Annotated in this window: 11 protein-coding genes; 9 read left to right on the top strand and 2 right to left on the bottom strand. The window is 66.2% G+C overall.

Annotated features, from left to right (window positions below; translation table 11 throughout):
• The first annotated feature begins 1 nt into the window (after position 1).
• A complete protein-coding gene (locus FHW94_RS04060; RefSeq protein WP_168554460.1) occupies positions 2–1,573 on the top strand; it encodes a cryptochrome/photolyase family protein in 1,572 nt (523 codons plus the stop codon).
• Between the two features lie 53 nt (positions 1,574–1,626).
• Positions 1,627–2,589: a cupin domain-containing protein gene (locus FHW94_RS04055; RefSeq protein ID WP_168554459.1), complete on the top strand. Its 963-nt coding sequence runs from the start codon at positions 1,627–1,629 to the stop codon at positions 2,587–2,589.
• A 6-nt stretch (positions 2,590–2,595) separates the two neighbouring features.
• Here FHW94_RS04055 and FHW94_RS04050 read toward each other — a convergent pair whose 3' ends face one another.
• Positions 2,596–3,627 carry a methylated-DNA--[protein]-cysteine S-methyltransferase gene (locus FHW94_RS04050; RefSeq protein ID WP_168554458.1) on the bottom strand — a complete coding sequence of 344 codons (1,032 nt, stop codon included), beginning with the start codon at positions 3,625–3,627 and terminating at the stop codon, positions 2,596–2,598.
• A gap of 102 nt (positions 3,628–3,729) precedes the next feature.
• Here FHW94_RS04050 and FHW94_RS04045 point away from each other — a divergent pair, with 102 nt between their 5' ends.
• The 6 genes from FHW94_RS04045 (at position 3,730) to FHW94_RS04020 (ending at position 10,533) form a co-directional block, all read left to right on the top strand.
• Positions 3,730–5,289, top strand: a complete 1,560-nt coding sequence (locus FHW94_RS04045; protein ID WP_168554457.1) for a trypsin-like peptidase domain-containing protein — start codon at positions 3,730–3,732, stop codon at positions 5,287–5,289.
• A gap of 311 nt (positions 5,290–5,600) precedes the next feature.
• Positions 5,601–6,155 (top strand): F0F1 ATP synthase subunit delta, encoded by a 555-nt coding sequence (locus FHW94_RS04040; RefSeq protein ID WP_168554456.1) that lies wholly within the window; start codon positions 5,601–5,603, stop codon positions 6,153–6,155.
• A 30-nt stretch (positions 6,156–6,185) separates the two neighbouring features.
• On the top strand, positions 6,186–7,715 hold the full coding sequence (atpA, locus tag FHW94_RS04035; RefSeq protein WP_168554455.1) for a F0F1 ATP synthase subunit alpha: 1,530 nt from the start codon (positions 6,186–6,188) through the stop codon (positions 7,713–7,715).
• Positions 7,716–7,786: 71 nt separating this feature from the next.
• Entirely contained in the window at positions 7,787–8,665 is an 879-nt protein-coding gene (locus tag FHW94_RS04030; protein WP_168554454.1) for a F0F1 ATP synthase subunit gamma, read from the top strand.
• Between the two features lie 29 nt (positions 8,666–8,694).
• Entirely contained in the window at positions 8,695–10,146 is a 1,452-nt protein-coding gene (atpD, locus tag FHW94_RS04025) for a F0F1 ATP synthase subunit beta (RefSeq protein WP_168554453.1), read from the top strand.
• Between the two features lie 132 nt (positions 10,147–10,278).
• Positions 10,279–10,533 (top strand): ATP synthase F1 subunit epsilon, encoded by a 255-nt coding sequence (locus FHW94_RS04020; RefSeq protein ID WP_168554452.1) that lies wholly within the window; start codon positions 10,279–10,281, stop codon positions 10,531–10,533.
• Between the two features lie 65 nt (positions 10,534–10,598).
• On the opposite strand, the gene FHW94_RS04015 is transcribed toward FHW94_RS04020, so the two are convergent.
• Entirely contained in the window at positions 10,599–11,612 is a 1,014-nt protein-coding gene (locus FHW94_RS04015) for a nucleoside hydrolase (protein WP_168554451.1), read from the bottom strand.
• 161 nt (positions 11,613–11,773) lie between these two features.
• On the opposite strand from FHW94_RS04015, the gene FHW94_RS04010 reads away from it, so the two are divergent.
• Positions 11,774–13,162 carry an aminomethyltransferase family protein gene (locus FHW94_RS04010; protein WP_168554450.1) on the top strand — a complete coding sequence of 463 codons (1,389 nt, stop codon included), beginning with the start codon at positions 11,774–11,776 and terminating at the stop codon, positions 13,160–13,162.
• Positions 13,163–13,211: the final 49 nt, after the last annotated feature.

Raw genomic sequence — 13,211 nt, 5'->3', positions numbered from 1 at the left:
GATGACAAAGGGTCCCGTTCTCGTCCCCGTGCTGGGCGACCAGCTTTCGCATGGCCTGTCCAGCCTGGCTGACCGCGCGCCCGGCGATACCGTGGTGCTGATGATGGAAGTGTGGGACGAGACGCAATACGTCCGCCACCACAAGGCCAAGATCGCCATGATCTTTTCGGCCATGCGCCATTTTGCGCAAGAGCTGCGCGAAAAGGGCTTCACGGTCGATTACGTCACGCTGGACGATCCCGCCAACACCGGCAATTTCAGCGGCGAAGTGGCCCGCGCGGTTGAGCGCCACGGCGCGCGCGGCGTGCAGGTGACCGAGCCGGGCGAATGGCGGGTGCGCGCGATGATCGATGCCTGGGGCGAAAGCCTGGGCGTGCGCGTGCGCATCTTGCCCGACACACGCTTCGTCTGCCCCCTGCCCGATTTCTATCAGTGGGCCGCCGGGCGCCGGCAATGGCGCATGGAATTCTTCTATCGCGACATGCGCCGCAAGACCGGCTTGCTGATGGACGGCGAAAAACCGGTGGGCGGCAAGTGGAATTTCGACGCGGACAATCGCGGCGGCCCCGATGCCGATTGCCGCCCGCCCGCTGTTTCGCACTTTGCGCCCGATGCGATCACGCGCGAAGTGCTCGATCTGGTCGCTGCGCGGTTCGAGGATCACTTCGGCAGCCTGGATCACTTCGCCTGGCCAGTCACGGCAGCGCAGGCCAGGCATGCTTTCGACCGCTTCCTCAAAACTCGCCTGCCGCTGTTCGGCCGCTATCAGGATGCAATGATGGCGCGCACCGACACGATGTATCACGCGGTGATCAGCCCGGCGCTCAACATCGGGCTGATCGACCCGGTGGAGATGTGCCGCCTGGCCGAAGCCGAATGGCGCGAAGGCCGCGCCCCGATCGAGGCGGTGGAAGGCTTCATCCGCCAGGTGATCGGCTGGCGCGAATATGTGCGCGGCATCTATTGGCTGACGATGCCCGATCTGGCGCAGGCCAACGAACTGGACGCCACCCGCCCCCTGCCCGAATTCTGGTGGACCGGCGAAACGCAGATGGCCTGCATTGCCGATTGCGTGCGCGCCACGCACAAGAATGCCTATGCCCACCATATCCAGCGGCTGATGGTCATGGGCAATTTCGCGCTGCTCGCTGGCCTGTCTCCGCAGGATGTGGCCGACTGGTTCCTGGTGGTTTACGCCGATGCCTTCGAATGGGTGGAACTGCCCAACGTGGCGGGCATGGCGCTCTATGCCGATGGCGGCAAGCTGGCATCCAAGCCCTATGCCGCGAGCGGCGCCTATATCGATCGCATGAGCGACTATTGCGGCACTTGCGCCTATGACGTGAAGCGCAAGACGGGCGAGAAAGCCTGCCCATTCAACGCGCTCTACTGGGATTTTCTCGCCCGCAATGAAGACCGCCTCGCGGGCAACCCGCGCCTGGCCAACCCTTACGCCACCTGGCGCCGCATGAGCGCCGAAAAGCAAGCCGAATACCGCGACAGCGCCGCCGCGTTCCTCAAGACACTGAAACCCGCGCGCAAAGGCTGGGCCAGGGCCGTCACTTCTGCTTAAACACCATGCGCCGCGCCGGCAGGGGGCTTGCCGGCAAGCGATGGAGAACGACCATGAAAACCGCGATCGCGCTGGGCGCCGCGCTGCTGCTGGGCTGCGCCGCACCGTCCGCCATGGCCCGTCCGGCCGCCACCGACGGCATTCCGGCGGGCGCCCGCGCGCTGATCCGGCATTTCCACATGGAAAACATCCCGCACGAAGGCCCCTGGTTCATCCAGACCTTCAAGAGCAAGGACGCGATCGGCGGCCCGCTGGCCGAACGCTATGCCGGTCCGCGCTGGGCCTATACGGCAACCTACCTGATCCTCACCCAGCGCGATTTTTCCGCCATGCACCGCCTCGCCACCGACGAGATGTGGCACTTCTATGGTGGCAGCCCGGCGCTCCTGCTGCTGCTCTATCCCGATGGCCACGGCGAAACCAAAGTCTGGGGCAGCCATGTCCTCGCCGGGGAAGAACCACAGATCCTGGTGCCGCGCGGCACCTGGATGGGCGCGATCCCCCTCGGCAAACCGCAAACGGCTTACAGCTTTGGCGCCAACACACTCTCACCCGGCTTCGAATATGCCGATTACGAAGCCGGAAATCGCAAGGACCTGCTCGCCCGCTATCCCAAGTTTGCCCGCACGATCAAACAGCTGACGCGCGAGGACGGCCCGGCCAAGCTGGCACCCGCCGCAGCCACGCCGCCCCCGCCGCCGCCGATCAAGCTGGAGGAACTCGTCGGCCGCACCGCGCCACAGCGCACCGACCAGATCAGCGCCGCGCGCTTCACCATGGCCGCCGGCACGGCCATGCCCAGCATGATGACCAAGCAGGGCCACGAAGTGATGTTCGTGACCAGCGGCGAAGGCACCGTGCAGATCGGTGACGCGGTGCAACCGCTCAAGCCCGGCGCCGTGATCTACCTGCCCCCGCAAGTGCCCCACCGCATCAGCGCCCTCTCGCAACTGACGTTCTACGTCTCCGCCACGCCCGCCTGGCAGCAGTCCGACACGGTGATCCTGAAACCCTGAGCCGGCCTACCGCCGCTCCCGCTCCAGCAGCGCCTGCTTGATCTCCAGCCCCCAGGCATAGCCGCCCAGGCTGCCGTCGGTGCGCACCACGCGGTGGCAGGGGATCAGCACCGAAACGTGGTTGGCGCCATTGGCGCTGCCGGTGGCGCGCACGGCGCCGGGCTTGCCCACCGCAGCGGCAATCTGGGCATAGCTGCGCGTCTCGCCAGGCGGAATCGCGCGAAGCTGGCGCCATACCGCTTCCTGGAACGCAGTGCCGGCCACGTCGATCGGGATGTGATCGGCCCGTCCCGGCACTTCCACGGCGGCGATCACGTCATCGAGCAGGGCGGCGAAGTCTGCCCCGCCGGCAACCAGCGTCGCCCGGGGGAAACGCTGGCGCAGCGCTGCTTCGCCCTCGCCGAACGAAAGCCGGCACACGCCCTTGTCGGTCGCCGCCACCAGCATCGGCCCCAGCGAGGTCGGCACTTGCGCCCAGCGGATCGTCACCCCCGCCCCGCCATTGCGCCAGGCCGAGGGCGCCATGCCCAGCCGCTCGCTTTCGGCATAGAAGCGCGAAGGCGCGCCATATCCGGCGGCGTGGATCGCCTCGGTCACGCTGTCCGCCTCGCTCAGCGCCTCGCCCATCCGCCGCTGGCGCAGCGCGCGGGCATAGGCCGCCGGGGAAAGCCCGGTATGGCGGGTGAACAGCTTCTGGAAATGCGCGGGCGAATAGCCGGCCTGCGCGGCAAGCTGTTCCAGCCTGGGCGCGTCTTCCGCGTCCTTGATCGCGGCGATCGCCGTGGCCACCGCCTGCGCATCGCGGGCCAGATCGTCCGGCCGGCAACGCAGGCAGGCGCGCAAGCCCGCGTCACGCGCCGCCGCGCCATCGGCAAAGAACTGCACGTTGTCCCGCGCCGGATGCCGCGCCGGGCACGATGGCCGGCAATAGATCCCGGTGGTCAGCACCCCGGTGACGAACACCCCGTCCCAGGCGCGATCGCGCGCCAGCACGGCCTGCCAGCAGGCTTGTTGATCAAGGGTTGGGGCATCGGTCATGGCGTTTCCTGCGTCTGGACCTGAGTCTGTTTGGTGGCCCCTTCATGCCATCGTTGCAGCCCCCACGCATCCCGCGCCTTGCGATCAAAGCAAATCCCGGCAATGACCGGCGCCATGTTGCGCCGCCTCATCGCCTCGCTCATCGTTTCGTTCCTGCTCGTGCCCGCGGCGCTGGCTGACCCGGCCGACATCGCGGCGGCCAGTCGTGGCGTGGTGCGCGTCGTCATCGTGCAGAGCGAAGGGCGCAGTTCCACGCTGATCGGCCATGGCAGCGGCTTTGCCGTCACGCCCGAATATGTCGTGACCAATGCCCACGTGGTCGAAGCGCTGCGCCAGGATGACACGCTGATCGCCGGCGTCGTCCCGCCCGAGGGGCGCGGCGGCTATGAAGCGCGAGTCGTTGCCTATTCCCCGCGCAACGATCTGGCCCTGCTCAAGATCGATGGCGGCGGGCGCCTGTCCCCACTGTCGCTCTATGCCGGCCAGGTCAGCGATGGCGCCGATGTCAGCGCGGTGGGCTATCCCGGCAATGTCGATCTGGCGCAGGGCCTGTCGCTGTCCGACCTGGTCAGCCCGCAAGCGGCGGTGAAGACGCGCGGCTATGTCTCGGCCGGGCGCAGTTCCAAGGAATTCGACACGATCCTCCACACTGCACCGATCGGCGCGGGCAATTCGGGCGGCCCGCTGCTCGATGCCTGCGGCCGCGTGGTGGGGGTCAATTCGTTCGGCACGATCAGCGACAACGGCACCGATTCGGCATTCTACTTCGCCATCTCGATGCGCGAGCTCTCGCGCTTCCTCCAACAGAACGGCGTGCAGGCCCATGCCAGCGACCTGCCCTGCACCTCGATCGCCGATCTCGATCGCGCCGAAAGCGAGCGCGCCGCCAGCGACCAGGCGCGCCAGGCGGCCGAAGCACAAGCCAAGCAGATCGCCCGCGCCCGCACCCTCGAACTGGCGCGCCGCCAGGCCGAGATCGACGTGCTGACCCAGCGCGACAATGGCATGGCGATCGCCGTGCTCCTGCTGGTTGCCACCTTGGGCGCCGGCGGTGCCGCGTTCATCTATGCCCAGCGCAGCAACCCTCGCGCCACGCGGATCGCTGGCGGCAGCGCGCTCGCCCTGCTGCTGGGCACGGTGGCGGCCTGGGCGCTGCGCCCCAGCCTGCAATCGATCGATGCCCGCGCCGAAGACCTTGCCGCAGCCAGCGGCACGCCCGAGGCACCGGCCAGCGCGGGCGCCGCCAACCCGGCGCGCGCGGGCAAGTTCATCTGCGTGATCGACGCGCAGCGCAGCCGCGTGACCGTGTCCGACATGACCGACGTGCCGATCACCTGGAGCGGCGATGGCTGCATGAACGAGCGCAGCCAATATGGCCTGGCAAGCGACGGCTGGTCGCGCGTGCTGGTGCCCAACGGTGAAGACACCATCGCCGTCACCCATTTCGATCCGGACAGTCGCACCTATACGGTTGAGCGCTTCCTCATGGGGCTCGACGCGATGACCAAGGCGCGCGACGCCCGGCAAAAGATCGTCGCCCCGGCCTGTGGCGCAGGCGACACCGAAGCCCGCCGCTTCGGCCAGGACCAACAGGCCATCCGCGCCCTGCTCCCTGCCGAACCCAACGAGCGCATGCGCTACAACTGCCAGCCGGTGCCTTGAACGGGGAGCGCGGCACAACAATCTCACCTCCTCTTCAGAAGAGGGGAGATAGCAACCCCGCAAGCGCCCGCCGAAAACCGAATCACCCCCGCGCTGCAAACTGCCCCGCCGTCCCGCGCTTGAGACGTTTCGCTGGCGTTATACGCATACGTTTGCGTGTTGGAGGCCAACGTTCAACAGCGCGAGCCAACTGGTGACTTGTCATATGGCGGTGACGTTGCTAGGCGCGCCGGGACTGCGGGCCGTCACGTGCATTTTTTGCGCGTCATGTGCCTTGCTTGAAATCCTTGGACGAAGGGGGACTGAGGCGCGTGGAGATTTCCAGCGGCATCACCGCCAGCCTGGCAGGGCGTTACGCTTCTGCGCTTTATGAGCTGGCAAACGAACAGGGCCTTGCTGCGGCCGTGGAAGGCGATCTCGAACGCCTGGCTGACGCCCTGCGCGAATCGGCCGATTTCGCTGCGCTGATCCGCAACCCCAAGGTGGGCCGCGAAGAAGCCGCGCGCGCCATCGCTGCCGTGGGCCAATTGCTCGGCATCACCCCGCTGACGGCCAATTTCCTGGGCGTGCTGGCTGGCAACCGCCGCCTCGCTGCCCTGCCCGATGTGGCCCGCGCCTATGCCGCCATCGCCGCGGCCGCGCGCAACGAAGTGACCGCCCAGGTCACCAGCGCCCACCCGCTCGATGATGCGCAGGTTGCCGCGCTGGCTGAAAAGCTGGCCGCGCGCGCCGGCAAGTCGGTCAAGCTCAAGACTGCGGTCGATCCCGAAATTCTCGGCGGGCTGGTCGTCAAGATCGGCAGCCAGATGATCGACAGCTCGATCCGCACCCGTCTCAATTCGCTCGCCCAGGCCATGAAGGGCTGAAGCCAAAAAGTTTGCACGAAAGGCTGAACGATGGAAATCCGCGCCGCTGAAATCTCAAAGGTCATCAAGGACCAGATCGCCAGCTTCGGCACCGAGGCCCAGGTCTCGGAAGTCGGCTCCGTGCTCTCGGTCGGTGACGGCATCGCCCGCATTCACGGGCTGGACCAGGTCCAGGCCGGTGAAATGGTCGAATTCGCCAATGGCGTCAAGGGCATGGCCCTCAACCTCGAAGCCGACAACGTCGGCGTCGTGATCTTTGGCTCGGACTCCGAGATCAAGGAAGGCGACACCGTCAAGCGCACCGGCACCATCGTGGACGTGCCGATCGGCAAGGGCCTGCTCGGCCGCGTGGTCGACGCGCTGGGCAACCCGATCGACGGCAAGGGCCCGATCGAATACACCGAGCGTCGCCGCGTCGAAGTCAAGGCGCCGGGCATCATCCCGCGCAAGTCGGTGCACGAACCCGTGCAGACCGGCCTCAAGGCGATCGACGCCCTGGTGCCCGTGGGCCGTGGCCAGCGCGAGCTGATCATTGGTGACCGCCAGACCGGCAAGACCGCCGTCGCCATCGACACCTTCATCAACCAGAAGGCGGCCAACGCCGGTTCGGACGAAGGCAAGAAGCTCTACTGCATCTACGTCGCGATCGGCCAGAAGCGTTCGACCGTGGCGCAGATCGTGCGCCAGCTCGAAGAAAACGGCGCGATGGAATATACCATCGTCGTGGCCGCCACCGCTTCGGAACCGGCCCCGCTGCAGTACCTGGCGCCCTACACCGGCTGCACCATGGGCGAATTCTTCCGCGACAACGGCATGCACGCCGTGATCGTGTACGACGACTTGTCCAAGCAGGCCGTCGCCTATCGCCAGATGTCGCTGCTGCTGCGCCGCCCGCCGGGCCGCGAAGCCTATCCGGGTGACGTGTTCTACCTGCACAGCCGCCTGCTCGAACGCGCCGCCAAGATGAACGACGACAACGGCGCCGGTTCGCTGACCGCCCTGCCGATCATCGAAACCCAGGCGGGCGACGTGTCGGCCTACATTCCGACCAACGTGATCTCGATCACCGATGGCCAGATCTTCCTCGAAACCGGCCTGTTCTACCAGGGCATCCGTCCGGCCATCAACGTCGGCCTCTCGGTGTCGCGCGTGGGCTCCTCGGCCCAGACCAAGGCGATGAAGAAGGTGGCCGGCTCGATCAAGCTGGAGCTGGCGCAGTACCGCGAAATGGCGGCCTTCGCCCAGTTCGGGTCCGACCTCGACGCTTCGACGCAGAAGCTGCTCAACCGCGGTGCGCGCCTGACCGAACTGCTCAAGCAGCCGCAGTTCTCGCCGCAGGGCTTCGAAGAGCAGACCTGCGTGATCTTTGCAGGTACCCAGGGCTACCTCGACGCCGTGCCGGTTGACCAGGTGACCGAATACGAAGCCGAACTGCTCAGCTTCCTGCGCACGCAGAAGGCCGACCTGCTGGCCGAAATCCGCGACACCAAGGATCTGGGCGACGGCGCCAAGGCCAAGCTCAAGGAAGCGCTCGACGCTTTCGCCAAGCAGTTCGCCTGACCAACGCATGACTCATCCCCCCGGTGGCCCCTTGCGGGCGTGCCGGGGGGGATGAAGTGGAGAAAAGACGAGTGGCCTCGCTCAAGGAACTCAAGCTGCGGATCAACTCGGTCAAATCGACCCAGAAGATCACCAAGGCCAAGCAGATGGTCGCCGCGGCCAAGCTGCGCAAGGCGCAGTCCGCTGCCGAGGCCGCGCGCCCCTATGCCGGCCGCCTGGCCGCTGTCATGGCCAGCCTCGCCTCCAAGGTGCAGGTTGGCGAAGGCAGCCCCAAGCTGCTCGCCGGCACCGGCAAGGACCAGGTTCACCTCCTGGTCGTCGCCAATTCCGATCGCGGCCTGTGCGGCGCGTTCAATGCCAATATCGTCAAGGCCGCCAAGGCCAAGGCGCAGGAATTGATCGCCGAAGGCAAGACGGTGAAGTTCTACCTCGTCGGCCGCAAGGGCCGCGCCCCGATCCGGCGCGATTTCCCCAGCGCGATCGCCGGCGGGTTCGACACCACCACCGTGCGCGAAGCCGGCTTTGCCGAAGCCGAAAAGATCGCCAACGAACTGCTGGCCATGTACGAAGCCGGCCAGTTCGACGTGGCGCATCTGTTCTATTCGCGGTTCCGCAGCGCGCTGGCCCAGATTCCCACCACGCAGCAGATCATCCCCGTGCCGGCGCCCACCGTGGCCGTGGCCAACGATGGCGGCGCCGTGGTCGATTACGAACCCGACGAGGAAGCGATCCTCGCTGACCTGCTGCCGCGCTACCTGCGCGTCCAGCTGTTCGGTGCGCTGCTCGAAAACATGGCCAGCGAACAGGGCGCCTCGATGACCGCGATGGACAACGCCACGCGCAACGCCGGTGAACTGATCAAGAAGCTGACCATCCAATACAACCGCAGCCGCCAGGCCGCGATCACCACCGAACTCGTCGAAATCATCGCCGGCGCCGAAGCGCTCTGACGACGACCAGCAGGCAAGGAAAGACACAAATGGCAACCGCACCTGTCATCACTTCGACCGGCAAGATCAGCCAGGTCATCGGCGCCGTCGTCGACGTCCAGTTCGACGGCGAACTTCCGGCCATTCTCACCGCGCTCGAAACCAGCAACAATGGCAACCGCCTGGTGCTCGAAGTGGCGCAGCACCTGGGCGAAAGCACCGTGCGCACCATCGCCATGGACTCGACCGAAGGCCTCACCCGTGGCCAGGCCGTGACCAGCACCGGCGCGCAGATCTCGGTTCCGGTCGGCCCCAAGACGCTGGGCCGCATCCTCAACGTGGTGGGCGATCCCATCGACGAACGCGGCCCGGTTGGCGCCGACCAGTTCGCCCCGATCCATGCCAAGGCTCCCGAATTCGTCGACCAGTCGACCGAAGCGGCCATCCTGGTCACCGGCATCAAGGTGATCGACCTGCTCGCGCCTTATGCCAAGGGCGGCAAGATCGGCCTGTTCGGCGGCGCCGGCGTGGGCAAGACCGTGCTCATCCAGGAACTGATCAACAACATCGCCAAGGGCCACGGCGGCGTGTCGGTCTTTGCCGGCGTGGGTGAACGCACCCGCGAAGGCAACGACCTCTACCACGAATTCCTCGACGCCGGCGTCATCGCCAAGGACGCCGAAGGCAACGCCACCTCGGAAGGCTCCAAGGTTGCGCTCGTCTATGGCCAGATGAACGAACCGCCGGGCGCCCGCGCGCGCGTCGCGCTCTCGGGCCTGACCATGGCCGAATACTTCCGCGACCAGGAAGGCCAGGACGTGCTGTTCTTCGTGGACAACATCTTCCGCTTCACCCAGGCCGGTTCGGAAGTGTCGGCGCTGCTCGGCCGTATTCCTTCGGCCGTGGGTTACCAGCCCACCCTGTCGACCGACATGGGCGCGCTGCAGGAACGCATCACCTCGACCAACAAGGGCTCGATCACCTCGGTCCAGGCGATCTACGTGCCGGCCGACGACTTGACCGACCCTGCGCCGGCCACCTCGTTCGCCCACCTCGACGCCACCACCACGCTCAACCGCGCGATCTCGGAACTCGGCATCTATCCGGCGGTGGACCCGCTGGACTCGACCAGCCGCGTGCTCGAACCGCGCATCGTGGGTGCCGAGCACTACGAAACCGCCCGCCGCGTTCAGGAAACCCTGCAGAAGTACAAGTCGCTGCAGGACATCATCGCCATCCTGGGCATGGACGAACTGTCGGAAGAAGATAAGCTGACCGTGGCTCGCGCCCGCAAGATCCAGCGCTTCCTCAGCCAGCCGTTCCACGTGGCCGAAGTGTTCACCGGCATTCCGGGCAAGTTCGTGCAGCTCGAAGACACCGTCCGCTCGTTCAAGGCGGTGGTCGACGGCGAATACGACCACCTGCCCGAAGCGGCGTTCTACATGGTCGGCGGCATCGACGAAGCCGTCGAAAAGGCCAAGAAGCTGGCTGCCGAAGCCTGAGGCCAAATGCTCCCCTCCCGCTTGCGGGAGGGGTCGGCGGAGGGCCTGTAGGGGCGCCCTTCTTCGAACATCCGGCTAACCGCCCCTCCCCCAGCCCCTCCCGCCAGCGGGAGGGGAGCGCAGAGACGGTCCATGCTCCACTTTGAACTCGTCACTCCGGCCCGCCTCGTCCGCTCCGAAGCGGTGTGGCAGGTTGTCGTTCCCGGCACCGAAGGCGAATTCGGTGTGCTGGAAGGCCACGCGCCGTTCATGTCCACGGTCAAGGACGGCACGATCAAGATTTACCGCACCCAGGGCGCCCAGCCCGAGGAAATCCAGGTGCAGGGCGGCTTTGCCGAAGTTTCGGCCAAGGGCCTCACGGTTCTGGCCGAACACGTCGAAGGCTGACGCTTTCATCCCACGGATGGGCAAAAAAGGGCCGGCGCTCTCGCAGCGCTGGCCCTTTTTGCGTTTCAGTGCTCCAGCTTGGCAAACATGTCGGCAAAGGTCAGCCGCGTGTCGATCCAGTCATAGACGCGCATCGGCCGCCCGTCGGGGCGCGGCAGATATGCGCCGTCCTCGCCCAGGCGCGGGGTTGGCACCAGGTGATAGCGCGAAGAGGCGGGATCGGGCTCGAACGCGGCCTGCAATGCGGTGAGCGTCACCAGGGGGCTATCGCCCAAGGCATAGACTTCGCCCAAGTTTCGACCGATCCGGGTCAACTGGCCACGCATGTGATCCAGTTGTGCCACCAACCAGGCGCCCACCGGGCCGCTTTGCGCCAGCACGCGCAGTTCGGCCAGGCTCACCAGCATCTGGCGATAGGCGTTGCGCGGCACCTGCCAGATCGGGATGCCGCTTTGCCCGAAGACGAACTGCGCCGCAGCCGGATCGATGGTGAAATTGTATTCGCCAGGCGTGCCGCCCGGTGGCGGCAGTGCCACGCCGTCATGCTCGGCCCCGCCAATCCACACCAAGGTCATCCGCTGCGCCAGGCTTGGTTCGGCCTGGAGCGCGGCGGCCAGATCGGTCAACCCGGCCCCGGCGGTATAGAACAGCGGCGTCTGCACATCGCTGCGCATGCCTTCGGCCACGATCGCGGCCACCGCCTCGGCCGAACTGCGCCGATCCGCGCGGCCCAGAGCGCCCTCGGCTCCGCGCACCACCGGCACCCGCCCGGCCAGCCCCATCAGGGCCAGCAATTCCCGCGCCTTGGCTGCCGCCTTGTCTGCCTGGTGGCCGTCGTCGGGCTCGGCATCCTGGGGGGAATGGAGATGCGACCCCACGATCAGCCGCACATCGGCCGAAGGGCTGCGCAGCGCGTGGGCAAGCTGGAACAGGCCATCGGGATCGCCCGCCAGGTCGTTGTCCACGATCACCCGCATGCGCGGCGGCGCATCGGGCAGGACCGGCGCCGCGCGCGCCAGCATGGGGGCAAAAGCACCGGCGGAAAGGCCGAGCAGGGCAGCGCGTCGTGAGCAGGTCATGCGCCGATCACAGCATGTTGTCGCACGTTGTCAACCCGCTGAGGCATGCCACATTGTAAGCCGCACGAACTTTTTTGCTAAATTCATGTTTGTGAACTTTTCACCAGCGTGAATTTGAGGCATGAAGCACCCCGACAACGCTCAAGGGAGAGATACCTGTCATGACGCAAACCCTGGCCAACGTGATCGGCGCACAAGCCAACCTCGTCGATTTCCTGCGCAACCAGCAGGTCGGCCCCAATGTCTATCCCGGCGTGCCGGCGGAATATTCCAACTGGCGGGCCGAGCAATGGGCCTGGGGCCACACCGCCGTGCTCTATAACCAGTCCTACCACATGGTGGACCTGGCCGTGCGCGGGCCCGATGCATTCAAGATGCTGGAATACCTGGGCATCAACAGCTTCAAGAACTTCCAGCCCGATCGCGCCAAGCAGTTCGTGCCGGTCACGCCCGATGGCTATGTCATCGGTGACGTGATCCTGTTCTACCTGGACGAGAACGAATTCAACCTGGTTGGCCGCGCGCCCACCATCGAATGGGTGGAATACCACGCCGCCACCGGCAACTGGAACGTGACCGTCGAGCGCGACGAGCGCTGGGCCATGCGCAACGATGGCAAGCGCAACAGCTATCGCTTCCAGATCCAGGGCCCCAACGCGATGAAGATCATCGAGAAGGCCACCGGCAAGACCCCGCCCGAACTCAAGTTCTTCCACATGACCCGCATGACCATCGGCGGCAAGGACGTGCGTGCGCTGCGCCATGGCATGGCCGGCCAGCCGGGCTTCGAACTGTTCGGCCCCTGGGAAGACTATGGCGCGGTGCACGCCGCGCTGGTGGAAGCGGGCAAGGAATTCGGCCTCGCCCTGGTGGGTGGCCGTGCCTACTCGTCCAACACGCTCGAATCGGGCTGGATCCCCTCCCCCCTTCCGGCGATCTACACCGGCGAGGCGCTGGCGCCCTATCGCGAATGGCTTTCGGCCAATTCCTATGAAGCCAAGTGCTCGGTGGGTGGCAGCTATGTGCCCGAAACCGTCGAAGGGTATTACACCACGCCGTGGGACCTGGGGTATGGCCCGTTCGTCAAGTTCGACCATGACTTCATCGGCCGCGCCGCGCTGGAAAAGATGGCGGCTGCCGGCAACCACCGCACCAAGGTGACCCTGGCGCTCGACAACGAAGACGTCATGCGCGTGCAGTCTTCGGCGCTCAGCAAGGGCGATCGCGCCAAGTTCATGGAATATCCCAGCGCGGTCTATGCGATGCATCCCTTCGACCAGGTGCTCAAGGACGGCAAGCAGGTGGGCCTGTCCACCTGGATCGGCTATTCCGCCAACGAGGGCAAGTTCCTGACCCTGGCGATGCTGGATCCGGGCCACGAAACGATCGGCGGCGAAGTCAGCCTGCTGTGGGGCGAACCCAATGGTGGCACCACCAAGCCCACCGTGGAACCCCACGTGCAGACCGAAATCAAGGCCGTGGTCAGCCCCGTGCCCTATTCGGAAGTGGCGCGCGACAGCTATGCCGAAGGGTGGCGCACGCAGAAGTAAGCCCGCACAGGTAAGCGCCCGGGAAGCACATCCCGGACGCGGCGCCGGC

This window comes from Novosphingobium sp. SG720 (assembly GCF_012275365.1).
Taxonomy (GTDB): Bacteria; Pseudomonadota; Alphaproteobacteria; order Sphingomonadales; family Sphingomonadaceae; genus Novosphingobium; species Novosphingobium rhizosphaerae.
The sequence above is the reverse complement of the archived record's forward strand: the minus strand, read 5'-3'. Positions and strand labels throughout refer to the sequence as shown.